The following is a 25,067-nucleotide window of genomic DNA, read 5'->3' on the forward strand; positions in this document are numbered from 1 at the left end:
GAACGAGGGGCGGCGGGCGGGTCTTCACATTACCGTCACGCCGCCCGGGGACGGCATCGGTCAGGCAGGGAGCCGGAAGTCGACGACGCGCAGTGCCGAGGGCGTCGTACCGCTGGACTTCACCTGGTACATCACGGACAGGACGTGGTCCTGCGCGATCCGCGTCTCGTCGATCACGACCTCGCCGAAGGCGTTCAGCCCGGCGCCGTCGTAGAGCAGTGTCCAGTCGCTGTAGCCGGACGCCTTGGAGGCGCCGGCGATCCGGCCGAACGGGAGGACCGCGTACGCGTTGTCGTACGTGTCGAGGACCAGTCTGGTGCGCTGGCTGGAGTTGAGCGGGACCGGGATCTCGGTCTTCTGCCAGCTGCCCGAGGCGTTCTTGCGGAGGTGGAAGGCGCGGCCGTTGGCGGTGCGGTCGGCGACGTAGTTCGTGGTGCACTGCCCGAAGCGGCCGGGGACGTAGGAGATGATCGCGTGCGGCCGGCCGGCGGAGTCGGTGAACTGGCTCTCCTGGTTCATCAGGGAGTGGTCCGCGTTGAGCGGGTCCACGACCAGGCCGGCGTCGGTGACGGACACCTTGTCGGAGCCGCCGGTGGTGCCGACCACCGTGCCCGCGTCGGTGCGCCAGGTGCGGCCGCGGTCGTCGGAGTAGACGTAGCCGGTGTCGTGGTTGGTGATGCCGCCGCCGGCGCACATCACGGCGCCGTTCTGTTCGCGCCAGGTGAAGAAGGAGTGCAGCCGGCCGCCCCGGTCGTAGTCGATGCCGTGCAGGTACATGTTGCGGGCGGTCGAGGAGCCGTGCTCGCTGGTGTACGTGCCGGTGGAGCTGGTCCACTCCCCCAGCGCGGTCCACTTGGTGCCGTCGTACTCGGCGAGGGCGTTGCGGCCGTTGCCGGAGACGGCGACCCGGTAGCTGAGCTGGAGCCGGCCCTCGGGGGTGGCGATGAACTGCGGGTAGGTGAACTGGCTGGTCAACGCCAGGCCGTCCAGCGTGGCTTGGGGTGCGCCGAAGCGGGCGGTGGTCCAGGAGAGCCCGGCCGGGTTGTCCATCAGCCCGGCCACCGACTTGACGTAGGTGAAGCCGTCGCTGTGCGAGTCCATGTTCAGGTGCAGTCGGCCGTCGACCCGGGAGACGCCCATGGAGATGACGTTGTGGGAGTCGTTGTAGCGGAGCGTGTGGCCGACCTTGACGGTCGACCAGGTGCTCGCGCCGAGCGCGCGCCGCCCGACGACGGCGTTGCGGTCGGCGGTGTACCAGACGGCGTACTGGTATCCCTTGTAGGTCAACAGGCCGTTCTTCTGGAAGGAGTTGTTGTTGACCAGGCCGTCGTAGGAGACGAAGAAGATGGCTTGGGAGTCGAGCGTGGTGGTGCCGGTGAGGGTGACGGAGGGGCCGGGATCGGCGGCCCGCGCCGTGCCCGGGGTGGCCACCGCGGCCAGCAGCGCGGTGGCCAGGACAGTGCGTCTTCTCATGGAGGCAACTCCGGCTCAGGCTAGATGGAAGACTTCGGTGAGGGGTTTCATCGCTTCGTCGGGTCGGGCGCCGTCCAGCGACTCGAAGAACGGCGCCATCTCCGCCTGCCAGCGGGCGTTGACCTCGGTGGCTGCCATGCCGGCCTGGGCGGCGGCGAAGTCCTCGGTCTCCAGGTAGCCGACCAGCAGGCCGTCGTCCCGCAGGAAGAGCGAGTAGTTGTGCCAGCCGGTGGCCGAGAGCGCGTCGAGCATCTCCGGCCATACGGCGGCGTGCCGCTCGCGGTACTCGTCGAGGCGGTCCGCCCGGACCTTCAGCAGAAAGCACACGCGGTGCATCAACAGCCCCCTGTCGCTCAGAAGTCGAACTGGTCGATGTTGTCCTTGCTGAACACGGTCGGCTTGCCGAGGCTGATCACGCCGTCCTCGCCGATGGTGTACTCGCCCATGTCGCCGGCGGTGAAGGTCTCGCCCTCCTTGCCCGTGATCTGCCCGGACACCAGCGCGACGGCGGTACGGGCGGCCAGCTCGCCGAGCTTGGCCGGGTCCCACAGCTCGAACGCCTCGACGGTGCCGTTCTTGACGTACTTGCGCATGTCGTTCGGGGTGCCGAGGCCGGTCAGCTTGACCTTGCCCTTGTACTTGGAGCCCGACAGGTACTGGGCGGCGGCCTTGATGCCGACGGTGGTCGGGGAGATGATCCCCTTCAGGTTCGGGTGCTCCTGGAGCAGGCCCTGGGTCTGCTGGAAGGACTGCTGGGCGTCGTCATTGCCGTAGGCGACCTTCACCAGCTTCATGTCCTTGTACTTCGGGTCCTCGAGCTCGTCCTTCATGAACTCGATCCACGCGTTCTGGTTGGTCGCGGTCTGCGCGGCGGACAGGATCGCGATCTCGCCCTTGTAGCCGATCTGTTCGGCGAGCAGTTGCACCTCGGTGCGGCCGAGGTCCTCGGCGGAGGCCTGCGAGACGAAGGCGTTGCGGCAGTCGGCCTTGGTGTCGGAGTCGTAGGTGACGACCTTGATGTCGTTCTTCATGGCCTGCTTGAGCGCGGTGCACAGGGCGCCGGGGTCCTGCGCGGAGACGGCCATGGCGTCGACCTGCTGCTGGGTGAGCGTGTTGACGTAACTGACCTGCCCGGCGGTGTCGGTGGCGCTGGACGGGCCGACCTCCTTGTAGCTGGAGCCCAGTTCCGCGAGGGCCGTCTCGCCGCCCTTGCCGGCGGAGGTGAAGTAGGGGTTGTTGACCTGCTTGGGCAGGAAGCCGACGGTCAGGCCCTTCTCGAGTTCGGCGTTCGGGTCGGCCTTTCCGGCGGTGGCGGCGGAGGCGTCCTCGTTGGCCACGTCCTCCTTGGTGGTGCCGCCGCAGGCGGTGAGGGCGAGAGCGAGGGAGGTGGCGGCGGCGACGGCCGCGGAGGCACGGCGGAGCGATGACTTGCGCATGAGGGCTCTTCCTTGGGGAGGCTGGGGTAACGGGGATTTACGAGGTCGGGGTGGGGGTTTTCATGGCCGCGGCTCTGCGTCCGGCGCGGGCGACGGCGATCTGCCGTGCGACGCGGGGTCCGAGCACGGAGAGCACCAGCAGCACTCCGGTGACGAGGATCTGCGACTGGGCGGAGACGTCCTGAAGGCTCATCACGTTCTGCAGCGCGCCGAGCAGGAAGACACCGGCGATCGCGCCGCCGAGCGTTCCCTTGCCGCCGTCGAAGTCGATGCCGCCGAGCAGCACGGCGGCGACGACGGAGAGTTCGAGCCCGGTGGCGTTGTCGTAGCGGGCGCTGGCGTAGTGCAGGGCCCAGAAGATGCCGGTGAGGGAGGCCATGAAGCCCGTCACCGTGAACAGGATGAGCTTCTGCCGCCTGACCCGGATCCCGGCGAACCGGGCCGCCTCCTGGCTGGCGCCGATGGCGAACAGCGACCGCCCGAACGGGGTGGCGTGCAGGGCGACCAACGCGATGGCCAGCAGCACCAGGAAGGGCAGGAGGGCGTACGGGATGAAGGTGTCGCCGATCCGTCCGGACGCGAAGTCCAGGTACGGGGTGGGGAAGTCGGTGACCGCGTCGGAGCCGAGCACGATCTGCGCGATGCCCCGGTAGGCGGCCAGTGTGCCGATGGTGACGGCGAGGGAGGGCAGCCCGAGCCGGGTCACCAGCAGCCCGTTGATCAGTCCGCACACCACCCCGAGCAGCAGGCAGACCGGAATGATCGCCTCGATCGTCATGCCCTGGTTCCACAGGGCGCCCATGACCGCTCCGGACAGTCCGGCGGTCGAGGCGACCGAGAGATCGATCTCGCCCGAGACGACCAGCAGGGTCATGGGCAGCGCGATCAGGGCGATCGGAAGGGTGTTCCCGATCAGGAACGACAGGTTGAGCGCGTTTCCGAAACCGTCCACGAATCCGAAGGACAGCAGGAGCACCACGATCAACAGGGCGCCGACCACCGTGTCCCAGCGGACCGCGCGCAGCAGGGACTCAGGCATGGCGGGCGTTCCTCTTCTTCAGGGCCGAGGCCACGCGCAGCGCGACGACCCGGTCGACCGCGATGGCGAGGATGAGCAGGATGCCGTTGATGGCGAGCACCCAGACGGAGCTGACGCCGAGGGCGGGCAGCACACTGTTGATGGAGGTCAGCAGCAGGGCGCCCAGGGCGGCGCCGTAGACGCTGCCGGAGCCGCCGGTGAAGACGACGCCACCGACCACGACGGCGCTCACGACCGTGAGTTCGTAGCCGTTGCCGGTGCCGGAGTCGACGTTCCCGAACCGCGCCAGGTACATCGCCCCGGCGAGCCCGGCCAGCGCCCCGCAGAAGGTGTAGGCGGCGAGGATGCGCTTGCGTACCGGGATTCCGGCGAGGCGGGCGGCCTCGGGGTTGGAGCCGAGGGCGTACAGTTCGCGTCCGCTGCCGTAGTGCTTGAGGTAGTAGGCGGTGGCCACCAGCACCACGAGGGCGATCAGCGCCAGCCACGGCACCGCGGAGATGCCGCCGGAGCCGAAGTCGACGAAGCCGTCCGGCAGGTCGGCCGCGGTGATCTGCCGGGAGCCGACCCAGATGGAGTCGATGCCGCGGATGATGTACAGCGTGCCGAGGGTGACGACGAGCGCCGGCACCTGGCCGAGGCTGACGAGCAGGCCGTTGAGCAGGCCGAAGCCGATGCCCATCAGGACCGCGAGCAGCACGGCCACGACCGGGTTGCCGCCGCCCTGGAGGTAGGTACCGGCGGCGAAGGCGCTGATGCCCAGGGTCGAGCCGACCGACAGGTCGACGTTGCGGGTGATGACGACCAGGGACTGTCCGACGGCGACCAGCACCAGGATCGTCGCGTTGAGCAGGAGGTCCTTGATGCCCTGTTCGGTGAGGAACTCGCTGTTGCCGGCCTGGGTGAGGGCGATCATCGCCAGGAAGACGACCAGGATGGCCAGTTCGCGCATCTTGAAGACGCGGTCGACCAGTCGGGTCGCGCCCGCCTTGGGCACCTCTGGGGCGGGGGCTTGCTGGGGGGTGGTCACCGTCATGCGGCGGCCCTCCCCGTGGCTGCGGCCATCACGGTTTCCTCGGTGGCTTCGGAGCGTGCGATCTCGGCGGTGAGCCGCCCTTCGTGCATCACCAGCACGCGGTCGGCCATGCCGAGGATCTCGGGCAGGTCGGAGGAGATCATCAGGACGGCGACCCCGTCGGCGGCGAGCCCGCTGAGCAGCCGGTGCACCTCGGCCTTGGTGCCGACGTCGATACCGCGGGTGGGCTCGTCGACGATGAGCACGTCGGGCCGGGTGGCGAGCCACTTGGCGAGGACGACCTTCTGCTGGTTGCCGCCGGAGAGGGTGGAGACGGTGTCGGCGAGCCGGGCGTACTTCACCTGGAGCTTGACGGCCCAGTCGAGGGAGCGGCTGCGCTCGGCCCCGCGGTCCATCAGGCCGGCCCGGACGGTCGTGCGCAGGCCGGTGAGTCCGATGTTGCGCTCGATGGACATGTCCATCACCAGGCCCTGGGCGCGCCGGTCCTCGGGGACCAGGGCGAGACCGGCGGCCATCGCGGTGGAGGGGGCGCCGTTGACGAGGGCTTTCCCGCCGACGGACACCTCACCGGCGTCCCAGCGGTCGATGCCGAAGACGGCCCGGGCGACCTCGGTGCGGCCGGCGCCGACGAGCCCCGCGAGGCCCACGATCTCGCCGCGCCGGACGTCGAAGGAGACGTCGGTGAAGACGCCCTCGCGGGTGAGGCGGCGCACGCTCAGGGCGACCTCGCCCGGGGTGACGTCCTGCTTGGGGTACAGCTCGTCCAGGTCGCGGCCGACCATGCGGCGGACCAGGTCGTCCTCGGTCATGCCATCGATCGGCTCGCCGGCGATCCAGGCGCCGTCGCGCAGGGTGGTGACCCGTCGGCAGATCTGGAAGATCTCCTCCAGCCGGTGGGAGATGAACAGCACGGCGGCGCCCTGGTCGCGCAGGGTGCGGACGACGCCGAAGAGGCGGGCGACCTCGCTGCCGGTGAGGGCGGCGGTCGGCTCGTCCATGATCAGGACCCGGGCGTCGAAGGAGAGCGCCTTGGCGATCTCGACGATCTGCTGATCGGCGATGGGCAGACCGCGCGCCGGGCGGTCGGGGTCGAGCTCGACGCCGAGGCGCCGCATCAGGGCCAGCGTGGCGGCGTGGGTGGCCTTGTGATCGATCCGGCCGAACGCGCGCCGGGGCCTGCGGCCCATGAAGATGTTCTCGGCGATCGACAGGTCGGGGAAGAGGGTCGGCTCCTGGTAGATCACGGCGATACCGGCGTCCCGGGCGTCGCCGGGGCCGTGGAAGACGACGGGTTCGCCGTCGAGCAGCACCTGGCCGGCGTCCGGCCGGTGCACTCCGGCGAGCGTTTTGATGAGGGTCGACTTGCCCGCGCCGTTCTCTCCGGCGAGGGCGTGCACCTCCCCGGGGAACAGCTCCAGGGAGACGTCCCGCAGGGCGCGGACCGCGCCGAAGGACTTCGACACGTCCCTGAGCGCGAGTACCGGGGCCGGACCCGTGGTGGACGGGTGGGTCATGGGGGCTCCTCGACGACGTCGGCGGGACGGCCCTCGCGACGTCGTGAAAGGTTTCAACTTGGTTGCCGGGACGTTAGGCATGCGACGCATGTCACGTCAATGGGTCCGTGTCGAAAAAGTTTCGATGAACGAAGGTCACGGCCGGGTCACGAGCAACAGGCTTGGGCCTGGGGGTTGACACCCCTTCGGGGGGCTCATAGCTTCCCGTCTTGAATCGTTTCACAGTGATGCGTTTCTGAAGACTTTCCGCCCCGACGTCACAGGAGCCCGAAGTGACCGACCTCGCCGCGGTGAAGGCCGCGCTCAAGACCCAGGCCGTCGAGACGCCGTCGTGGGCGTACGGGAACTCCGGGACCCGGTTCAAGGTGTTCGCGCAACCGGGGGTGCCCCGGACACCCCAGGAGAAGCTGGAGGACGCGGCGCAGGTGCACGCGTTCACGGGGGTGGCGCCGACGGTGGCCCTGCACATCCCCTGGGACAGGGTCGAGGACTACGCGGCTCTCGCCAAGTTCGCCGAGGAGCGGGGGGTGAAGCTGGGGGCGATCAACTCCAACACGTTCCAGGACGACGACTACAAGCTCGGCAGCATCTGCCACCCCGAGGCGGCGGTGCGCCGCAAGGCCGTCGACCATCTGCTGGAGTGCGTCGACATCATGGACGCGACCGGCTCCACCGACCTGAAGCTGTGGTTCGCCGACGGCACGAACTATCCCGGGCAGGACGACATCCGCGGGCGCCAGGACCGCCTGGCCGAGGGTCTGGCCGAGGTCTACGAGCGGCTCGGGGACGGGCAGCGGATGCTGCTGGAGTACAAGTTCTTCGAGCCTGCCTTCTACACGACGGACGTCCCGGACTGGGGGACGGCGTACGCCCACTGCCTCAAGCTCGGGCCGAAGGCCCAGGTCGTCGTCGACACCGGGCACCATGCGCCGGGCACCAACATCGAGTTCATCGTCGCCACGCTGCTGCGGGAGGGGAAGCTCGGCGGGTTCGACTTCAACTCGCGCTTCTACGCCGACGACGACCTGATGGTGGGCGCGGCGGATCCCTTCCAGCTGTTCCGGATCATGTACGAGGTGATCCGCGGCGGGGGCTTCAGCCCCGAGGTCGCGTTCATGCTCGATCAGTGCCACAACATCGAGGCGAAGATCCCGGCGATCATCCGGTCGGTGATGAACGTGCAGGAGGCCACGGCGAAGGCGCTCCTGGTGGATCGCGTCTCTCTTGGCCAGGCGCAGGCCGCCGGGGACGTGCTGGCCGCGAATGCCGTGGTCATGGACGCGTACAACACCGATGTGCGGCCGCTGCTGCGGGAGGTGCGGGAGGAGATGGGGCTGGACCCCGAGCCCCTTGCCGCGTATGCCCGGTCCGGGTGGGCCGAGAAGATCGTTGCTGAGCGAGTCGGTGGGGAGCAGGCCGGTTGGGGGGCGTGAGCGTCTGCCGGGTTCTGTTCGTCGCGGGGTGCGGGCCGTTTGTGGCTGGTTGCGCAGTTCCCCGCGCCCCTTGGGAAGTGCACTCGCCGTTTTTTGAGAAGTAAGGAATTTTCCATGGCTGTGAATCCCGAAGCCGCCGCTCTCCTCGCCCGGTCCCGTCGGCTCGGCTCCGATCCCCGTAACACCAACTACGCCGGCGGCAACGCCTCCGCCAAGGGCACCGGCATCGATCCCGTCACGGGGGGTGATGTCGAGCTGATGTGGGTCAAGGGGTCCGGTGGTGATCTCGGGACGCTCACCGAGGCGGGGCTGGCGGTGCTGCGGCTGGACCGGATGCGGGCGCTCGTCGACGTCTACCCGGGCGTGGAGCGCGAGGACGAGATGGTCGCCGCGTTCGACTACTGCCTGCACGGCAAGGGGGGTGCCGCGCCCTCCATCGACACCGCCATGCACGGGCTCGTCGAGGCCGCCCACGTCGATCATCTGCACCCCGACTCCGGTATCGCGCTCGCCTGTGCCGCCGACGGCGAGAAGCTGACCGCCGAGTGCTTCGGCGACACCGTGGTGTGGGTGCCCTGGCGGCGCCCCGGGTTCCAGCTCGGACTCGACATCGCCGCGGTGAAGAAGGCCAACCCCCAGGCCATCGGGTGCGTGCTCGGCGGGCACGGGATCACCGCCTGGGGTGACACCTCCGAGGAGTGCGAGCGCAACTCGCTGCACATCATCCGCACCGCCGAGGCGTTCCTGGCGGAGAAGGGCAAGGCCGAGCCCTTCGGTCCCGTCATCGAGGGGTACGAGGCCCTCGACGAGGGCGAGCGGCGGGAGCGGGCCGCGGCTCTCGCGCCGCACGTGCGTGCCGTCGCCTCCCAGGACCGGGCGCAGGTCGGGCACTTCGACGACTCCGACGTCGTCCTCGACTTCCTCGCCCGCGCCGAGCACCCCCGGCTCGCCGCCCTCGGCACCTCCTGCCCCGACCACTTCCTGCGCACCAAGGTGCGGCCGCTGGTGCTGGACCTGCCGCCCACGGCGCCCCTGGAGGAGGCGGTGGCGCGGCTGAAGGAGCTGCACGCCGCCTACCGCGAGGAGTACGCCGCCTACTACCAGCGGCACGCCCTGCCCGACTCCCCCGCGATGCGCGGGGCGGACCCGGCGATCGTGCTGGTCCCCGGCGTCGGCATGTTCTCCTTCGGCAAGGACAAGCAGACCGCCCGGGTCGCGGGCGAGTTCTACGTCAACGCCATCAACGTGATGCGCGGCGCCGAGGCCGTCTCGGCGTACGCGCCCATCGAGGAGTCCGAGAAGTTCCGCATCGAGTACTGGGCCCTGGAGGAGGCCAAACTGCAGCGGATGCCGAAGCCCAAGCCGCTCGCCACCCGGGTCGCGCTGGTGACCGGGGCCGGCAGCGGGATCGGCAAGGCCATCGCCCAGCGGCTGGTCGCCGAAGGCGCCTGTGTGGTCGTCGCCGATCTCGACGCCGGGAACGCCGCCGCCGTCGCCGAGGAGCTGGGCGGGCCCGACAAGGCGGTCGCGGTGACGGTGGACGTCACCTCCGAGGAGCAGATCGCCGACGCCTTCGAGGCCGCCGTGCTCGCCTTCGGCGGGGTCGACCTCGTCGTGAACAACGCCGGGATCTCCATCTCCAAGCCGCTGCTGGAGACGTCGGCCAAGGACTGGGACCTGCAGCACGACATCATGGCGCGCGGTTCCTTCCTCGTGTCGAGGGAGGCGGCACGGGTGATGATCACCCAGGGTCTTGGCGGTGACATCGTCTACATCGCCTCCAAGAACGCCGTCTTCGCCGGCCCGAACAACATCGCCTACTCCGCCACCAAGGCCGACCAGGCCCACCAGGTGCGGCTGCTGGCCGCCGAGCTGGGCGAGCACGGCATCCGCGTCAACGGCGTCAACCCGGACGGCGTGGTGCGCGGCTCGGGGATCTTCGCCGGTGGCTGGGGCGCCCAGCGGGCCGCCGTGTACGGGGTGGAGGAGGACAAGCTGGGCGAGTTCTACGCCCAGCGGACCATCCTCAAGCGGGAGGTGCTGCCCGCGCATGTCGCCAACGCCGTCTTCGCCCTCACCGGCGGGGAGCTGACGCACACCACGGGACTGCACGTCCCGGTCGACGCCGGCGTCGCGGCCGCCTTCCTGCGGTGAGCGGGTCCGTGAAGTCGTACGCCGCGGTCGATCTCGGCGCGTCCAGCGGACGGGTCATGGTCGGCCGCGTGGGGCCCGACAGTCTCCAGCTGGCGGAGGCGCACCGGTTCGTGAACCGGCCGGTGCGCGTTCCGGAAGGGCTGCGCTGGGACGTGCTCGGGCTGTACGCGGGGGTGCTGGAGGGCCTGCGGGCCGCCGGGCGGGTCGACTCCGTCGGCATCGACAGCTGGGCCGTCGACTACGGCCTGCTGGACGCCGACGGGGCGCTGCTCGGCAACCCCGTCCACTACCGCGACTCCCGTACGGACGGGGTCGCGGAGAAGGTGTGGGCGACCGTGCCCGCCGAGGAGCTGTACGGGGCGACCGGGCTGCAGTACGCGCCCTTCAACACCCTGTACCAGCTCATGGCCGCCCGCGGTACGGACCAACTCGCCCGTGCCCGGCGCCTGTTGCTCATCCCCGACCTGCTGACGTACTGGCTCACCGGTGAGCAGGGCACCGAGCTGACCAACGCCTCGACCACCCAGCTGATCGACCCGCGGACCCGGCAGTGGGCCACCGACGTCGCCGCCCGGCTCGGTGTCGACCTGGACCTGTTCGCGCCGCTGCGGCAGCCCGGGGATCCGGCCGGTCTGCTGCGGCCCGAGGTTTTGGACGACACCGGGCTCACCGGACCCGTGCCGGTGACCGCCGTCGGCTCGCACGACACCGCCTCCGCGGTGGCCGCGGTCCCGGCCGGCGCCGGTGAGCACTTCGCGTACATCTGCACGGGGACCTGGTCGCTGGCCGGTCTGGAGCTGGACGCGCCGGTGCTGACCGAGGAGAGCCGGGCCGCCAACTTCACCAATGAGCTGGGGCTGGACGGCACGGTCCGCTATCTGCGCAACATCATGGGCCTGTGGCTGCTCCAGGAGTGCCTGCGCGTGTGGGACGAGCCGGATCTGGGCGGGCTGCTGCTGAGGGCGGCCAAGGCGCCGGCGCTGCGGTCGGTGGTGGACGCGGGCGACGCGGCGTTCCTCGCGCCGGGGCGGATGCCGCAGCGGATCGCCGAGGCGTGCCGGGCCTCCGGGCAGCCGGTGCCCGAGTCGCCCGCCGAGGTCACGCGCTGCATCCTCGACTCGCTCGCCCTCGCCCACCGCAGGGCGGTCGCGGACGGCCGGCGGCTGGCCGACCGGCCGGTCGACGTCGTGTACGTCGTCGGGGGCGGCACCCGCAACGCCCTGCTGTGCCAGCTCACCGCCGACGCCTGCGGGCTGCCGGTGGTGGCGGGCCCGACGGAGGCCGCGGCCCTCGGCAACGTCCTGGTCCAGGCCCGCCCGCACGGCCTGGTCCGGGATCTCACGGACGGACGTCAACTGCTCACCCGTACCCAGCCGTTGACCCGCTACGAGCCACGGGGCGACACCGCCCGGTGGCGCGAGGCCGAGGCCCGGCTCGCCCGCGGGTGAGCGGGACTCCCCCGGGCCGATGCCCCGCACTACCCTGCACTCATCCGATGATCGACGACAAGGAGCCGCGATGCGTGTCGCTCTGTTCCTGACCTGTGTCAACGACACGCTCTATCCGGACACCGGGCGCGCCGTGGTGAAGCTGCTGACCAGGCTGGGCGTCGAGGTCGACTTCCCGATGGCGCAGACCTGCTGCGGGCAGGCGCACTACAACACCGGCTACCGGCATGGTGCGGAGCCACTGGCCCGGCATTTCTCCGATGTCTTCGGGGAGTACGAGGCGATCGTGACGCCCTCCGGGTCGTGCGGGGCGATGGTGCGCGAGCTGTACCCGCGGATGGGCGAGCGGGCGCGGGCGGAGGGGCGCGGGGACGCGCTCGCCGCCACCCTCGCGCCCGTGGTGCCGAAGACGTACGAGCTGACGGAGTTCCTGGTGGACATGCTGGGGGTGACGGACGTCGGGGCGTACTACCCGCACACGGTGACCTACCACCCGGCCTGTCACGGGCTGCGCGGGCTGGGGCTCGGTGACAAGCCCCAGCGGCTGCTGCGGGCGGTGAAGGGACTTGAGCTGATCGAGTTGCCGGGTGCCGACGAGTGCTGCGGTTTCGGCGGCACCTTCGCCGTGAAGAACTCCGATGTCTCGGCGGCGATGGGCGCGGACAAGGTGCGCAACGCCGAGTCCACGGGCGCGGACGTGCTCTGCTCGGCCGACAACTCGTGCCTGATGCACATCGGCGGCACCATGGCCCGGCTCAGGACCGGGATGCGGCCCGTCCACATCGCCGAGATCCTGGCGAGCACGGAGGAGGAACCGGCCCGATGAGCGGGACGTTCGTAGGGATGCCGGCCTTCCCGAAGGCCGCGCACGAGGCCGTGCACGACCAGACCCTGCGCGGCAATCTCCGCCACGCCACGCACACCATCCGCGGCAAGCGGGCCGCGGCCGTGGCGGAGGTGTCCGACTGGGACGCGCTGCGCGACGCGGGAGCGCGGATCAAGGACCGTGCGCTGCGCCATCTGGACCGCTACCTGGTGCAGTTGGAGGAGTCGGTGACCGCCGCGGGCGGCACCGTGCACTGGGCCGCCGACGCCGACGAGGCCAACCGGATCGTCACCCAACTCGTCAAGGCGACCGGGGAGTCGGAGGTCGTCAAGGTCAAGTCGATGGCCACGCAGGAGATCGGGCTCAACGAGGCGCTGGAGGCGGCGGGCATCCGCGCCTACGAGACCGATCTCGCCGAACTGATCGTGCAGTTGGGCAAGGACCGGCCCTCCCACATCCTGGTGCCGGCGATCCACCGCAACCGCGGCGAGATCCGGGACATCTTCGCCCGGGAGATGAGCCAGTGGGGCCGGCCGGCCCCCGATGGGCTGACCGACACCCCGGCCGCACTCGCCGAGGCCGCCCGGGTGCATCTGCGGGAGAAGTTCCTGCGCGCCAAGGTCGGCATCTCGGGCGCCAACTTCATGGTCGCCGAGACCGGGACCATGGTGGTCGTGGAGTCCGAGGGCAACGGCCGGATGTGCCTGACCCTGCCCGAGACGCTGATCTCGGTCGTCGGCATCGAGAAGGTCGTGCCGTCCTGGCAGGACCTGGAGGTGTTCCTGCAGACCCTCCCCCGCTCCTCCACCGCCGAGCGCATGAACCCCTACACGAGCATGTGGACGGGAACCACGGACTCCGGGACGGCGGACGGGCCGCGGACCTTCCATCTCGTGCTCCTCGACAACGGCCGCACCGACACCCTCGCCGACGAGGTCGGCCGCCAGGCCCTGCGCTGCATCCGCTGCTCCGCCTGCCTCAATGTCTGCCCGGTGTACGAGCGGGCGGGCGGCCACGCGTACGGCTCGGTCTACCCGGGCCCGATCGGTGCCATCCTCAGTCCCCAACTGCGGGGAACGGCAAGCGAGATCGACGCCTCCCTGCCGTACGCCTCCTCCCTGTGCGGCGCCTGCTACGAGGTGTGCCCGGTGGCCATCGACATCCCGGAGGTGCTGGTGCATCTGCGGGAGCGGGTCGTGCAGGGCGGTCCCGTGACCCGGGGCGGCAACAAGGTCGTGCTCAAGCCCGCCAAGGGACACGCGGCGGAACGGGCGGCGATGCGGGCGGCCCGCTGGGCGTTCACCTACCCGGCCGCCCTGCGCACCGGCCAGCGGCTCGCCTCCCGCACCCGGCGCCTGCATCCCCGGAGCCTGCCGGGGCCCGGGAAGGCGTGGAGCGGCACCCGGGAACTGCCCGCGGTGCCCCGGGAGCCGTTCCGGGACTGGTGGCAGCGGACGAACGGCGGAAAGGACGGCGCCAAGTGAGCAGCAGGGAACGGATCCTCGGGCGGGTGCGGCGCGCGCTGGCGGACGTAGGACCGGACGAGGACAGGCCGGTCGAGCGCGCGTATCTGCGGCAGCACGGGGAGCGGAGTGCCGAGGAGACGATCGTCCTGCTCGCCGAGAACCTGGCCGACTACCGGGCGATCGTGCACCGTTGCTCCCCCGACGACCTGCCGGCGACGATCGCCGGGCTGCTGGCCGCGCGGGGGGCGAGGACGGTGCTCGTGCCGCCCGCTCTGGAGCCGTCGTGGCTGGCGGTGGCCGATGCCGAGCAGGTCCCGGACCGGGTCGAGAGCACCCCGCACGAGCTGGACCGCGTCGACAGCGTGGTCACGGCGTGCGCGGTGGCCGTCGCCGAGACCGGCACCCTCGTCCTGGACGGCGGCCCCGACCAGGGCAGGCGCCGCATCACGCTCGTCCCCGACCATCACATCTGCGTCGTACGGGTGCCGGACCAGGTCGTCTCCTCCGTGCCGCAGGCCCTCGAACGGCTCGACCCCGTCCGCCCGTTGACCTGGATCTCCGGCCCTTCGGCGACCAGCGACATCGAACTCGACCGGGTCGAGGGGGTGCACGGGCCGCGCACCCTGGAGGTGATCCTGGTCGGCTGAGGGGGCGGGCTCAGATGTCCCGTTGCTCCAGGGGCCGCACCGCGGGCCCCTGGACCACGCGGCCGTCCGGGGCGAAACGGGAGCCGTGGCACGGGCACTCCCAGGCCTGCTCCGCGCGGTTGAACGCCACGAGACAGCCCATGTGCGTGCACTTGGCGGAGACGGCGTGCACCTTGCCGTCCTCGTCGCGGTGGACGGCGCAACGCTTGCCCGACACATGGACGATGGCGCCGTCCCCGGGGGCGATCTCGTCCACGGACGTGGCCGAGGGGCCCGGCAGGTGCTGGAGCCGGTCACCGACGAAGTGCCGTGCCACGTCGGCCTGGTGCTTGAGGAAGTCCATCCCCTCCCGCAGGACGGGCGCCACCCGGCGCGGGTCGTACAGGTCGCTCCACGCGTTGTCCCGGCCGGTGATCAGGTCGCACAGCAGGCGGCCCGACATGATTCCGCTGGCCATTCCCCAGCCGCCGAAGCCGGTGGCCACGTAGACGTGCTTGCTCCCGGGGTGCAGGGGTCCGACGAGCGGTACGGAGTCGGTGGGGTCGTTGTCCTGCGTGGCCCAGCGGTGGGTGAAGTCGAGGTCCCCGAAGCGTTCCCGGGCCCAGGCGGACAGGGTCTCGAAGCGGGCCTCGACATCGCCGCCCGCGCCGGGGGTGAAGTGCTCCCCGGTGACGAGGAGCAGGCGCCTGCCGTCGTCGTAGGGCGCCGTGCGGACGGAGCGGGTGTTCTGCTCGGTGGTGATGTACATGCCGGTCGGAGCGGTGGCCGCGTCGACGGGAGCGGTGACGACGAGTTCCCGGCGGGGCGTGAGGCGGGTGAACAGCAGCGCCCGGTCGAAGATCGGATAGTGGGTGGCGACCACGACGGACCGCGCCGTCACCTTCACGCCGTCCTCGGTCGTGAGCACACAGCGATCGCCCTCGGAGAGCCCGACGACCCGGGTGTGCTCGTACACGCGACCGCCCAGCCGCCGCAGGTCCTCGACCAGCGCCAGCAGGTACTTGCGGGGGTGGAACTGGGCCTGTTCCTCCACCCGGACCGCTCCCGCGACCGGGAACGGCAGATCCGTCTCGGTCACGTACTGCGCGGGCAGCCCCGCCTCCCGGGCGGCGGCGGCCTCGGCCCGCAGTTCGTCGGTGCGGCCGGCGTCCTCGGCCCAGGTGTAGGCCGCCGTGGCCTCCCAGTCGCAGTCCACGCCGAGTTCCTCGGCGGTCTCGGCGGCGTGCCGGATCGCGTCCATCTGGGAGGCCGCGTACAGCCGTGCCCCGTCCCGGCCGCGGGTGCGGCGGAGCCGGTCGTAGATCAGGGTGTGCTGGGCGCTCAGCTTGGCCGTGGTGTGCCCGGTGACGCCGGTGGCGATCCGGTCCGCCTCCAGCAGGGCGACGCCGTGGCCCCGCCGGGCCAGCTCCCAGGCCGTACTGATCCCGGCGATGCCCGCGCCCACGACGGCCACCTCGACGGTGAGGTCACCGTCCGGCGGGGGCGCGAGGTCGCCGGGCGGCGCCGTCTCGATCCAGTGCGACTTACGGGTGCGGGCCTGATCGTCCATGACGGCCGGGTTCCCCGGACGGGCCCGGCCACACGACGGACCGGCGGTCAGGCGAATGCGCAGGTCAGCGCGAGGCCGTATCCGGGGGGCGCCGGGTGGATCCACGCGGCCCGGCAGTCCGGGCGGCGCCGCCGCTCGTCCACTCGGCACCGGTGTGTCACGTCGGCGGGCCACTGCCCTGGAGACGGGGCCGTGGTGTCCCTGAGTACACCCCCCGATACGGGTTCTGCGCCCCATGTGCCGCGCCTGCCGTCTCCGTAGGTTCGTGGTCGGGGGCACAGGGAGTGGCCCACCGGGGAGTGATGACGATGTTCCGCAGGGGCACACCCGCGCACGACGAGGGACCCGCCGCCGAGGCGCTGCGGCTGGTCAAGGTCACCAGGACCTACGGCACGGACGACAGCGCGGTGACCGCCCTGCGCGAGGTCACCCTGGGGCTCGGGAGCGGCACCTTCACCGCGGTGATGGGTCCGTCCGGCTCCGGCAAGACGACGCTGCTGCACTGCGCGGCGGGTCTGGACCGGCCGGACAGCGGGATCGTGCGGGTGGACGGCACCGAGCTGACGGCCGGGGACGAGACGGCGCTGACGAAGTTCCGGCGCGGCCGGATCGGGTTCGTGTTCCAGCAGTACAACCTGCTGGAGACGCTGACCGTCGCGCAGAACACGGTGCTGCCGCTGAAGCTGGCCGGGCGGCGGGTGGACAAGCGGCGGGTCCGGGAGGTGCTGGCCTCGGTCGGTCTCGGCGACCGGCTCGGCCACCGTCCCGACCAGCTCTCCGGTGGCCAGCGGCAGCGTGTCGCGATCGCGCGGGCGCTGGTCACCGAACCTCGGGTGATCTTCGCGGACGAACCGACCGGCGCCCTGGACACGCGCAGCGCGCGGGACGTCCTCACGCTGCTCCAGCACGCGGTGCGGGGGCTCGGGCGGACGGTGGTGATGGTGACGCACGACCCGGTCGCCGCCTCCTACGCCGACTCCGTGCTGTTCCTGGCGGACGGGCGGCTCGCGGGCCGGATGGACGCGCCGACCCCGGACGCGGTGGCCGAGCGCCTCGCGCACCTGGGCGACGCCGTGGCGACGGAGGTGTGAGCGATGTTCCTGCTGGCGATGCGGTCGATCCGGCAGCGGCCCGGACGGTTCCTGGCGACGCTGCTCGCCGCCTTCCTGGGCGCGACGATCATCATGACGTTCAACTCCCTGCACGACACCGCGGGGCGGGACGGCGTCGACGCGACGAGCGCGGGGACGTTGACGACGGCGGCGAGTGTCGTCGGCGGCTACGGCAGCCTGCTGGTGTTCTTCGCCGTGGCCTCGACGCTGACGGTCAACGTCCGTCAGCGGACGGCGGAGTTGGAGCTGCTGCGCTGCTCGGGGGCGGCGCCGGGGCAGCTGCGGCGGATGGTGGTGGGTGAGGCGGTGGCGGTGGCGCTGGTGGGCGCGGTGCCGGCGGTCGGCGCGGCGATGCTCGGCGGGCGGGCGCTGCTGGACGTCTTCCAGGACAGTGGCCAGGTGGCCGGTTCCGTCGACCACGTCTTCGGCCCGGTCGCGCTCGTGACCGGCGTCGGCATCACGCTGCTCGCGTCGGCGGGCGCGGCGTTCCTCGCCGTACGGCGGGCCACGCGCGGGTCCCGGCGGCCGGGCAGGGCGCGGACGTATCTCGGGTACGCGGCACTCGCGGCCGGTGCCCTGTCGGCGAGCGCCACCTTCGCGTTCTCGGCGACGGACGAGGCGCTGATGGCGCCGGCCGTGTACGGGGCGATCCTGCTGTCGGTGGGGTTCGCGCTGCGGGCGCCCCGGCTGCTCGGGGGCGTGCTGGACCGGCTGGCGCCGCGGGGGGCGAGCGGCTGGCTGGCGGTGCGGAATCTGCGCCGTCGGGTGGCCGACCTGGCGGGGACGCTGATGTCGCTGATCCTCTTCACGGCGGTGTCCACGGCCACGGTCACCGTGCAGGCCGTGGAGAGCGACGCCCTCGCGGCCTCGGGCGCGGTGAAGTCGGTCGACGCGAAGAACCTGGAGACGCTCAACTACACGGTCGTCGGCATCATCGTGGTCTTCGTCTGCGTGATGCTGGTCAACTCGCTGTACGCGGCGACCACGTACCGGGTCCGGGAGTTCGGCCAGCAGCGCCTGGCGGGGGCGACGCCCGGTCAGGTGCTGGGGATGGTGGGCGCCGAGGGACTGATCCTCACGCTGACCGGAGTGGTGTGCGGGACGCTGGCGGCGCTGGCGGGCATCATCCCCTTCACCCTGGTCCGCTCCGACGGGCTCCTGCCCACCGAGTTCTACGGCATCGCCGCCGCGGTCATCGCCGTAGCAGCCGCGACCACCCTGGGCACCAGCCTGGTCACGACCCGCCGGGTGCTGCGGACTCCGGCGGTGGCGGCGGTCGCGGTGGGGTGACGGATGGCGGGGGCTCAGCGCATTCCAGGCGGCGAGCCTCCTCGACGCCGTGACACAAGCGGTGAACAAGCGCTTAGATAGGTCGCAGTATCCGACCTGGAGGCCCCGTTGTTCACTTCCGTCGACGACGTCGCCGCGCGGCTGGCCGAGACCGGCTACCTCGCCTCGCCCGCGGTCGCCACGACCGTCTTCCTCGCCGACCGCCTCGGCAAGCCCCTGCTGGTCGAGGGCCCCGCCGGGGTCGGCAAGACGGAGCTGGCCAAGGCCGTCGCCCAGGTCGCCGGGGCCCGGCTCGTCCGGCTCCAGTGTTACGAGGGCGTGGACGAGTCCCGCGCGCTGTACGAGTGGAACCACGCCAAGCAGTTGCTGCGCATCAGCGCGGGCCGCGACGAAACCTGGGACGAGGCGCGCACGGACATCTTCAGCGAGGAGTTCCTGCTCCCCCGTCCGCTGCTCACGGCGATCCGCGGCGACGACCCCAAGGTGCTGCTGATCGACGAGACGGACAAGGCGGACGTCGAGGTGGAGGGCCTGCTGCTGGAGGTGCTCAGCGACTTCCAGGTCACGGTCCCCGAACTCGGCACCGTCACCGCCACCCGCCGCCCCTTCGTCGTCCTCACCTCCAACGCCAGCCGCGAGCTGTCCGAGGCGCTGCGCCGCCGCTGCCTCTTCCTCCACATCGGCTTTCCCGAAGAGGAGTTGGAGCGCCGGATCGTCCGGCTGAAGGTGCCCGAGCTCGACGAGGCGCTGGCCCGCTCGGTGGTACGGGTGGTGGGCGCGCTGCGCGCCATGGACCTGCGGAAGCTGCCGTCGGTCGCCGAGACCATCGACTGGGCCCGCACCCTGCTCGCGCTCGGCGCCGACACCCTGGACGAGACCGTCGTACGGGACAGTCTCGGCGTCCTCCTCAAGCACCAGGAGGACGTGCTGAAGGCCACCGCCAAGCTCGACCTGGACGCCCTGTGACCATCCCCGCGGGGGTCGCCGAGCGGCTGACGTCGCTGGTGGCCGCCCTGCGCGCGCACGGCATCCGGATCGGCACCGGCGAGACCGTGGACGCGGCGCAGGCCGTGGCGGCGCTCGGTCTGACGGACCGGGAGCGGCTGCGCGAGGGCCTGGCGGCGACCTTGTTGCACGGTACGGCCCAACGGCCGGTGTTCGACCCGGTCTTCGACCTGTACTTCCCGCGGGGCGTCGGCGCGCCGGAGCAGGAGGCGGCGGGGCGGGAGGACCTGCGCGACCGGCTGGCGTCGGCGCTGGCGGCGAACGACCGGGCGCTGCTGGGCCGGCTGGCGGTGGAGGCGGTCGACGGCTTCGGCGGCTACGGCTCCTCCCCGGGGTCGGACGGCTGGTCGTCGTACCAGACCCTCGACCGGCTCCGTCCGCAGACGCTGCTGGCCCGGGTCCGCGACGACGTGCGGGCGCGGGGCGGCGGTTCGGGCTTCGCCGGCCGGCTGCTGGAGGACGAGATCCGGCGGCGCATCGAGGCGTTCCGGGCCCTGGTCACCGCGGAGGCGCGGCGCCGGGTGGCGGAGCGGCGCGGCCGGGACGAGATCGCCCGGCGGGCGGTGGCGCCGAGCGCCGACCGGGCGGACTTCCTCTTCGCGGGCAAGGCCCAACTGGCCGAGCTGCGCCGGACCGTGTCGCCGCTCGCCCGCAAGCTCGCCACCCGGCTGGCGGCCCGCCGGCGCCGGGCCGCGCGCGGTTCGATCGATCTACGGCGGACCCTGCGCGGTTCGCTGTCGACGGGCGGGGTGCCGATGAAGCCGGTGCTGCGCAGGCGGCGGCCGGTGCGGCCCGAACTGGTGCTGCTGTGCGACGTGTCGGGTTCGGTGTCCGGGTTCTCGGACTTCACCATGCTGCTGGTGCAGGCGCTGCACGACCAGTTCAGCAAGGTGCGGGTGTTCGCGTTCGTCAACCGCATCGACGAGGTGACCGGCCTGCTCGTGCACGGCACGGCGGACCCGGAGGGTCTCGGGGACCGCATCCGGGCCGAGGCCACCCTGACGGGCTGGCACGGCAGCAGCGACTACGGCGTGGCGCTGGGCGAGTTCGCCGAGCGGTACGGCGACGCGGTCGGCCCGCGCACCACGGTGTTCGTGCTCGGCGACGCGCGCACCAACATGAGCGACGCGAACCTCCCGGCCGTGCGGCAGATCGCCGAACGGGCCCGCCGTGTCTACTGGTTGAACCCGGAGCAGGCCACGAGCTGGGGCACGGGCGACTCCGCCGCGCCGGACTACGCCGAGCTGGTGGAGATGCACGAGTGCCGCAACGCCCGCCAGCTCAGCGACCTGGTGTCCCGGCTGCTGCCGGTGTGACCGGGGCCCGTGACACGGGCCCTCAGGCCGCGAGCTGCGGGTGGAGCGCGGCGAGGTCCGCGGCGAGGCCGGTCCCGCGGCTGCCGCCGGTGACCAGGGCGAGGGAAGCTTCGGTGGTGGTCGTGGGCTCCGCTCCCCGGGAAGAATCAGGGTTCGTCCCTGATGCCCCTGACCGGCCCGGATCCGTAGCCTCGAAAGCGGTGAAGGGGGAGATCATGAAGGCAGTGGTGCAGGACCGGTACGGCCCGGCGGACGTGCTGGAGTTCCGGGACATCGAGCGGCCGGTGCCGGGGCCCGGCGAGGTGCTGGTGCGGGTGCACGCCGCGTCGGTCAACGCCTACGACTGGCATTTCATGCACGGCGACCCGAAGGTGGCGCGCGCGATGATGGGGCTGCGCGGACCCAAGGCGCGGGTCAGGGGCCGGGACTTCGCGGGCCGGGTGGCGGCGGTGGGCGACGGGATCACCGATCTCGGGCCCGGTGACGAGGTGTTCGGCGAGGCCGACGGCGCCTTCGCGGAGTTCGTGTGCGCGCCGGGCGACGCGGTGGGCCCGAAGCCGTCCAACCTCACCTTCGAGCAGGCCGCCGCGATACCCCTCGCCGGGAACACGGCCCTGATCGGCGTCCGGGACGTGGGCGGTGTCCGGCAGGGGCAGACGCTGCTGGTCAACGGCGCCTCGGGCGGCGTCGGCACCTTCGCCGTGCAGCTCGGCAAGGCGTACGGCGCGGAGGTGACCGCGGTGTGCAGCGCGCGCAACGCGGACATGGCCCGCTCGCTGGGCGCGGACCATGTCATCGACTACGCACGCGAGGACTTCACCCGCGCGAGCCGGCGCTACGACGTGGTGCTGGACCTGGTCGGCAACCACTCACTGCGGGCGTTGCGGCGCGCGCTCACCCCCACCGGCACCCTGGTGCTGTCCGGCGGCGGGGTCTACGACGGCGGCAGCATCGTCGGCCCCATGGGACTGTTCCTCAAGCGGCGGCTGGCGGCGCCCTTCACACGGCAGCGGCTGCTCGAACTCCCCGCCCGCCAGAGCAGGGAGAACCTCGCAACCCTCAAGGAGCTGGCCGAGGCCGGGCGGATCGCGCCGGTCGTCGAGCGGACGTATCCGCTCAGTGAGGCGGCCGAGGCGATCCGCCACCTGGAGGTGGAGCACGCGCGCGCGAAGATCGTCGTCACCGTCTGAGCGTCGCTCCTCCTCGCTACTCCTTGGCCTTCGCGTACTCCGTGGCCATGGTGCCCGCGAAGTCGTACACGACGACCTGTTCGTCGCCCACGACCCAGGCGTCGTGACCCGGCGGGACCACGAAGACATCGCCCGGGCCGACCTCGGCCTCGCCGCCGTCGTCCATCGTGACGTGCAGACGGCCCTGGACGACGTAGCCGTTGTGGTGGACCTCGCAGCTCTCGGTGCCCGCGATCGGGGCCACGGACTCCGACCAGCGCCAGCCGGGCTCGAAGGTGCCCACGGCGAAGTCGAGTCCGGTCAGGTGGACGGCCTCCAGGTGTCCCCTGGGGAAATCGCGCCGCTCGTCCGGCTTGTCGAGCGTCTTCACTTCGATCATCACGGATCTCCTTCCGGCCGCGTCGGAACGGCCGGGGCCGGTCTCCGTCTCCCGACCGCTGCCGAGCGGCCCCGGCGGGGGCCGGACCCCACCCCTCCATCGTCTGCCTGTCCAGTCGGCGCCGCCATGCGGGTGACGGCGGTACGGCGGTCGCACGGCCCGGGTGTCAGCCGGCGGGCGCGCACAGCCGGGCGAACCGCTCGGCGTCGACGTTGCCCCCGGAGACGATGACTCCGACCCGGCGCGGCAGCGCGCCCAGGCGGCCGGAGAGGAGCGCGGCCAGGGGGGTGGCGCCGCTCGGTTCGACGACGATCTTCAGGCGCTCGAAGGCGAAGCGCATCGCGTCCCGGATCTCGTCGTCGCCGACCAGGGCGATGGCGTCGACGAGCCGTCGGTTGACGGAGAAGGTGAGTTCGCCCGGTGTGTGCAGGGCCTGGCCGTCGGCGATGGTCCTGGGCACCGGGATCTCGATGCGCCGGCCGGCCTCGAGGGACCGCTTGGTGTCGTCCCCGGCCTCGGGCTCGACGCCGATCAACCGCAGCCGCGGGTACAGCGCCTTGGCGACGGTGCCGCTCCCGGCGATGAGCCCGCCGCCGCCGACCGGGGTCAGCAGCGCGTCCAACGGCCCGACGTCTTCCAGGAGTTCGAGCGCGGCCGTGCCCTGCCCGGCCATGACGTGGGGGTGTTCGTAGGGCGGGATGACGGTGAGGCCCCGCTCGGCGGCCAGGGACTCGGCGAGGGCGACCCGGTCGCCGGTGTAGCGGTCGTAGGTGACGATCTCGGCGCCGTAGCCCTCGGTGGCCCGCCGCTTGGAGGGCGGGGCGTCCGCGGGCATGACGATGACGGCGGTGGTGCCCAGTTCCCGGGCGGCGAGGGCGACGGCCTGGGCGTGGTTGCCGGAGGAGTAGGTGGCGATGCCCCGGGTGAGCTGGTCCGGGGTCAGCCGGGAGGCGGCGTTGTAGGCGCCGCGGAACTTGAAGGCGCCCACGCGCTGGAAGTTCTCGCACTTGAGGAAGACCTCGGCGCCGACGAGGCCGTCGAGGGTGCGCGAGCGCAGCACCGGTGTGCGGTGGGCGACGCCCTTGAGGCGTGCGGCCGCGTCCCGGACGTCGTCGGGGGTGAGGGGCGGGGTGCTGGTCACGCGGGTCCTCCATCGGGGTCGGAAGCCGGGCCGGTCGCGGCGCGCGCCTGGGCGAGGTAGTGGTAGGCGGAGGCGCGGGAGATGCCGAGCCGGGCGGCGACCTGCTCGACGGCGCGCCGCACGGCGAAGACGCCGCGGCCGTCGAGGCCGCGGAAGAGTTCCAGGCGCTGGGCGCGGTCCAGCTCCGCCCAGCCGCGGTTCTGGCGGAGCTGGTGGGCGTCGAGGATGGCGTCGACGACGGAGTCGATGTCGTTGCCGAAGGTGGTGACCGGTGCCTCGGCGCTGTCCCGGCCGACGCCGGCGAGGGCGCCGAGCAGGGCGTGGGCCTCGTTGACGGCGGTGACGTCGAGGTTGACGCACAGGGCGCCGAAGACCTCGCCGGTGGAGTCCCGCAGCACCAGGGTGGACGCCTTGACCAGCTTCCCGGTCCGGGTGCGGGTGACGTAGTTCAGGTCGTCGTCCGCCGCGGCGCCGCGGGCGACGATCCGCATGCCGATCTCGCTCATCGCCCCGCCGACGGTCCGCCCGGTCACCGTACCGGCGACCGCGACGACGGATCGCTCGGGCCGGCGGTAGTCGTGCAGCACGACCTCGCACAGCGGCCCGAAGGTCGCCACGAGCCCGTCCACGACCGGCGTCAGCGCCGAGATGATCGCGTCCCGCTCGGCATCCAGGCCCGGTTCGCCCGCCATCGCTCACTCCTGTCCGTCCGCCTGCTTCTAGACTACATGTCCAGACGCTATACAGAAAGTCCAGCATCAGGGGCGCGCGGAGTGCCCCGGTGAACCCTGCATGCGCCCCCTGCCCGGCGGGGAGAATGCGATACGCGTGTGCCGAAGACCCGTCGCGAAAGCAGGCCGCTCCGTGTTGTTGCATCTGCCCACATCCGTGTCCGAGGTCCAGCAGCACATCGCCGAGGGGGCGTTGCCGATCGGCGGGGCGACGCTCGTCTGGGCGGCCTTCCAGCGCGACGGCTTCCCCGACCGGGCCATGTCCCTGCGCAACCTGCCGGAGGCGAACGCCCTCGGGCCTGAGACCCTGGGCTCGGCCGTGGTGCTCCAGCGGATCGACGACCGGGTGCCGGAGGTGCTGCGCCGGGCGGCCGGCGGCATAGGCACCGGCGCCGTGCGCCGCGCCGCCACGGTCGGCGGCAACATCGTGGGCAGCACCCTGCGTTGTCTGCTCCCCGCCGCGCTCGTCCTGGACACCCGTGCGACGGTCCTGGACACGACGGGCGTCTACGAGACCGATCTGACCGAACTCCTGGCCAAGCGCCCCGTCCTGCTGGGCATCACCTGGCGCACCCCGCTGGTCAGCGGCTACCTGAAGCAGGAGGGCGACCCGGGCGGCCCGCCGCCGTTCGTCGTCGCCACCGCGGTGCACGCGGAGCCCGACAGCACCAGGCGCCTGCGCGTCGCCGTCCGCGACGGCTACGAGTTCCTCACCGCGACCACCGCCTGCGACACCGACGTCGAAACGGTCCTGCACGCCATCGAGAACACGGACCTCGGCGCGCTTCCCGCGGACGCGCGGCACGTGATCCACGGCCGGATCAGGGACGTACTCGCCCGCTGACCCCCGCACGGCGGGCCCCACCGGCCCGCAGGCAGGCCCCG

At 71.9% G+C, this 25,067-nt stretch carries 22 protein-coding genes; 12 read left to right on the forward strand and 10 right to left on the reverse strand.

Translation table 11 applies throughout. The features are described 5' to 3' along the window. Positions 1-60: 60 nt before the first annotated feature. The 6 genes from ACWD1Z_RS13865 to ACWD1Z_RS13890 are packed head-to-tail and all read right to left on the reverse strand — an operon-like array spanning position 61 to position 6,495. The gene (locus tag ACWD1Z_RS13865; protein WP_451118421.1) at positions 61-1,473 is read right to left on the reverse strand and encodes a BNR repeat-containing protein; all 1,413 of its coding nucleotides are present in this window, start codon (positions 1,471-1,473) and stop codon (positions 61-63) included. A gap of 15 nt (positions 1,474-1,488) precedes the next feature. Beyond that, on the reverse strand, positions 1,489-1,809 hold the full coding sequence (locus tag ACWD1Z_RS13870; protein ID WP_451118423.1) for an L-rhamnose mutarotase: 321 nt from the start codon (positions 1,807-1,809) through the stop codon (positions 1,489-1,491). A gap of 17 nt (positions 1,810-1,826) precedes the next feature. Further along, on the reverse strand, positions 1,827-2,909 hold the full coding sequence (gene rhaS / locus ACWD1Z_RS13875; RefSeq protein WP_451118425.1) for a rhamnose ABC transporter substrate-binding protein: 1,083 nt from the start codon (positions 2,907-2,909) through the stop codon (positions 1,827-1,829). Positions 2,910-2,946: 37 nt separating this feature from the next. Beyond that, a complete protein-coding gene (locus ACWD1Z_RS13880; protein ID WP_451118426.1) occupies positions 2,947-3,948 on the reverse strand; it encodes an ABC transporter permease in 1,002 nt (333 codons plus the stop codon). Beyond that, a complete protein-coding gene (locus tag ACWD1Z_RS13885; protein ID WP_451118427.1) occupies positions 3,941-4,981 on the reverse strand; it encodes an ABC transporter permease in 1,041 nt (346 codons plus the stop codon). The genes ACWD1Z_RS13880 and ACWD1Z_RS13885 overlap by 8 nt, the downstream gene beginning before the upstream one ends. Next, a complete protein-coding gene (locus ACWD1Z_RS13890; RefSeq protein WP_451118429.1) occupies positions 4,978-6,495 on the reverse strand; it encodes a sugar ABC transporter ATP-binding protein in 1,518 nt (505 codons plus the stop codon). Before ACWD1Z_RS13890 ends, ACWD1Z_RS13885 begins: the two co-directional genes overlap by 4 nt. A 272-nt stretch (positions 6,496-6,767) precedes the next feature. Here ACWD1Z_RS13890 and rhaI point away from each other — a divergent pair, with 272 nt between their 5' ends. From rhaI to ACWD1Z_RS13920, 6 genes are all read left to right on the forward strand, one after another. Continuing rightward, positions 6,768-7,928, forward strand: a complete 1,161-nt coding sequence (rhaI, locus tag ACWD1Z_RS13895; protein WP_451118430.1) for an L-rhamnose isomerase — start codon at positions 6,768-6,770, stop codon at positions 7,926-7,928. Positions 7,929-8,042: 114 nt separating this feature from the next. Then, positions 8,043-10,082 carry a bifunctional aldolase/short-chain dehydrogenase gene (locus ACWD1Z_RS13900; RefSeq protein ID WP_451118432.1) on the forward strand — a complete coding sequence of 680 codons (2,040 nt, stop codon included), beginning with the start codon at positions 8,043-8,045 and terminating at the stop codon, positions 10,080-10,082. Further along, a complete protein-coding gene (locus tag ACWD1Z_RS13905; protein ID WP_451118433.1) occupies positions 10,079-11,530 on the forward strand; it encodes a rhamnulokinase in 1,452 nt (483 codons plus the stop codon). Before ACWD1Z_RS13900 ends, ACWD1Z_RS13905 begins: the two co-directional genes overlap by 4 nt. Positions 11,531-11,600: 70 nt before the next feature. Continuing rightward, a complete protein-coding gene (locus ACWD1Z_RS13910) occupies positions 11,601-12,356 on the forward strand; it encodes a (Fe-S)-binding protein (RefSeq protein ID WP_451118434.1) in 756 nt (251 codons plus the stop codon). Continuing rightward, on the forward strand, positions 12,353-13,840 hold the full coding sequence (locus tag ACWD1Z_RS13915; protein WP_451118436.1) for a LutB/LldF family L-lactate oxidation iron-sulfur protein: 1,488 nt from the start codon (positions 12,353-12,355) through the stop codon (positions 13,838-13,840). Before ACWD1Z_RS13910 ends, ACWD1Z_RS13915 begins: the two co-directional genes overlap by 4 nt. Next, the gene (locus ACWD1Z_RS13920; RefSeq protein ID WP_451118438.1) at positions 13,837-14,469 is read left to right on the forward strand and encodes a LutC/YkgG family protein; all 633 of its coding nucleotides are present in this window, start codon (positions 13,837-13,839) and stop codon (positions 14,467-14,469) included. The genes ACWD1Z_RS13915 and ACWD1Z_RS13920 overlap by 4 nt, the downstream gene beginning before the upstream one ends. A gap of 10 nt (positions 14,470-14,479) precedes the next feature. On the opposite strand, the gene ACWD1Z_RS13925 is transcribed toward ACWD1Z_RS13920, so the two are convergent. Then, the gene (locus ACWD1Z_RS13925) at positions 14,480-16,018 is read right to left on the reverse strand and encodes an FAD-dependent oxidoreductase (RefSeq protein ID WP_451118439.1); all 1,539 of its coding nucleotides are present in this window, start codon (positions 16,016-16,018) and stop codon (positions 14,480-14,482) included. Positions 16,019-16,320: 302 nt separating this feature from the next. Here ACWD1Z_RS13925 and ACWD1Z_RS13930 point away from each other — a divergent pair, with 302 nt between their 5' ends. From ACWD1Z_RS13930 to ACWD1Z_RS13950, 5 genes are all read left to right on the forward strand, one after another. Then, positions 16,321-17,109, forward strand: coding sequence for an ABC transporter ATP-binding protein (locus ACWD1Z_RS13930; RefSeq protein ID WP_451118440.1), 789 nt, complete (start codon positions 16,321-16,323; stop codon positions 17,107-17,109). Positions 17,110-17,112: 3 nt separating this feature from the next. Beyond that, entirely contained in the window at positions 17,113-18,420 is a 1,308-nt protein-coding gene (locus ACWD1Z_RS13935; RefSeq protein WP_451118442.1) for an FtsX-like permease family protein, read from the forward strand. 108 nt (positions 18,421-18,528) lie between these two features. Then, positions 18,529-19,386, forward strand: coding sequence for an AAA family ATPase (locus ACWD1Z_RS13940; RefSeq protein ID WP_451118443.1), 858 nt, complete (start codon positions 18,529-18,531; stop codon positions 19,384-19,386). Beyond that, positions 19,383-20,741 carry a vWA domain-containing protein gene (locus ACWD1Z_RS13945; RefSeq protein ID WP_451118444.1) on the forward strand — a complete coding sequence of 453 codons (1,359 nt, stop codon included), beginning with the start codon at positions 19,383-19,385 and terminating at the stop codon, positions 20,739-20,741. The genes ACWD1Z_RS13940 and ACWD1Z_RS13945 overlap by 4 nt, the downstream gene beginning before the upstream one ends. Positions 20,742-20,956: 215 nt before the next feature. Further along, positions 20,957-21,931: an NAD(P)-dependent alcohol dehydrogenase gene (locus tag ACWD1Z_RS13950; protein ID WP_451118446.1), complete on the forward strand. Its 975-nt coding sequence runs from the start codon at positions 20,957-20,959 to the stop codon at positions 21,929-21,931. A 16-nt stretch (positions 21,932-21,947) separates the two neighbouring features. Here ACWD1Z_RS13950 and ACWD1Z_RS13955 read toward each other — a convergent pair whose 3' ends face one another. From ACWD1Z_RS13955 to ACWD1Z_RS13965, 3 genes are all read right to left on the reverse strand, one after another. Next, entirely contained in the window at positions 21,948-22,310 is a 363-nt protein-coding gene (locus ACWD1Z_RS13955) for a cupin domain-containing protein (RefSeq protein ID WP_250076540.1), read from the reverse strand. Between the two features lie 166 nt (positions 22,311-22,476). After that, on the reverse strand, positions 22,477-23,451 hold the full coding sequence (locus ACWD1Z_RS13960; protein ID WP_451118448.1) for a pyridoxal-phosphate dependent enzyme: 975 nt from the start codon (positions 23,449-23,451) through the stop codon (positions 22,477-22,479). Further along, positions 23,448-24,143 carry a helix-turn-helix transcriptional regulator gene (locus ACWD1Z_RS13965; RefSeq protein ID WP_451118449.1) on the reverse strand — a complete coding sequence of 232 codons (696 nt, stop codon included), beginning with the start codon at positions 24,141-24,143 and terminating at the stop codon, positions 23,448-23,450. Before ACWD1Z_RS13965 ends, ACWD1Z_RS13960 begins: the two co-directional genes overlap by 4 nt. Positions 24,144-24,315: 172 nt before the next feature. Here ACWD1Z_RS13965 and ACWD1Z_RS13970 point away from each other — a divergent pair, with 172 nt between their 5' ends. Continuing rightward, the gene (locus ACWD1Z_RS13970; RefSeq protein WP_451118451.1) at positions 24,316-25,026 is read left to right on the forward strand and encodes an FAD binding domain-containing protein; all 711 of its coding nucleotides are present in this window, start codon (positions 24,316-24,318) and stop codon (positions 25,024-25,026) included. The last annotated feature ends 41 nt before the right edge of the window (positions 25,027-25,067 follow it).

The organism is Streptomyces sp. NPDC002784 (assembly GCF_053592135.1).

Bases quoted from the DNA above. Each gene is read 5' to 3' on its own strand.
- ACWD1Z_RS13955 (WP_250076540.1), bottom strand. From the start codon at position 22,310: ATGATCGAAGTGAAGACGCTCGACAAGCCGGACGAGCGGCGCGATTTC.
- ACWD1Z_RS13910 (WP_451118434.1), top strand. From the start codon at position 11,601: ATGCGTGTCGCTCTGTTCCTGACCTGTGTCAACGACACGCTCTATCCG.
- ACWD1Z_RS13900 (WP_451118432.1), top strand. From the start codon at position 8,043: ATGGCTGTGAATCCCGAAGCCGCCGCTCTCCTCGCCCGGTCCCGTCGG.
- ACWD1Z_RS13870 (WP_451118423.1), bottom strand. From the start codon at position 1,809: ATGCACCGCGTGTGCTTTCTGCTGAAGGTCCGGGCGGACCGCCTCGAC.
- ACWD1Z_RS13925 (WP_451118439.1), bottom strand. From the start codon at position 16,018: ATGGACGATCAGGCCCGCACCCGTAAGTCGCACTGGATCGAGACGGCG.
- ACWD1Z_RS13880 (WP_451118426.1), bottom strand. From the start codon at position 3,948: ATGCCTGAGTCCCTGCTGCGCGCGGTCCGCTGGGACACGGTGGTCGGC.
- ACWD1Z_RS13930 (WP_451118440.1), top strand. From the start codon at position 16,321: ATGACGATGTTCCGCAGGGGCACACCCGCGCACGACGAGGGACCCGCC.
- ACWD1Z_RS13915 (WP_451118436.1), top strand. From the start codon at position 12,353: ATGAGCGGGACGTTCGTAGGGATGCCGGCCTTCCCGAAGGCCGCGCAC.
- ACWD1Z_RS13885 (WP_451118427.1), bottom strand. From the start codon at position 4,981: ATGACGGTGACCACCCCCCAGCAAGCCCCCGCCCCAGAGGTGCCCAAG.
- ACWD1Z_RS13935 (WP_451118442.1), top strand. From the start codon at position 17,113: ATGTTCCTGCTGGCGATGCGGTCGATCCGGCAGCGGCCCGGACGGTTC.
- rhaS (WP_451118425.1), bottom strand. From the start codon at position 2,909: ATGCGCAAGTCATCGCTCCGCCGTGCCTCCGCGGCCGTCGCCGCCGCC.
- ACWD1Z_RS13965 (WP_451118449.1), bottom strand. From the start codon at position 24,143: ATGGCGGGCGAACCGGGCCTGGATGCCGAGCGGGACGCGATCATCTCG.
- ACWD1Z_RS13865 (WP_451118421.1), bottom strand. From the start codon at position 1,473: ATGAGAAGACGCACTGTCCTGGCCACCGCGCTGCTGGCCGCGGTGGCC.
- ACWD1Z_RS13950 (WP_451118446.1), top strand. From the start codon at position 20,957: ATGAAGGCAGTGGTGCAGGACCGGTACGGCCCGGCGGACGTGCTGGAG.
- ACWD1Z_RS13890 (WP_451118429.1), bottom strand. From the start codon at position 6,495: ATGACCCACCCGTCCACCACGGGTCCGGCCCCGGTACTCGCGCTCAGG.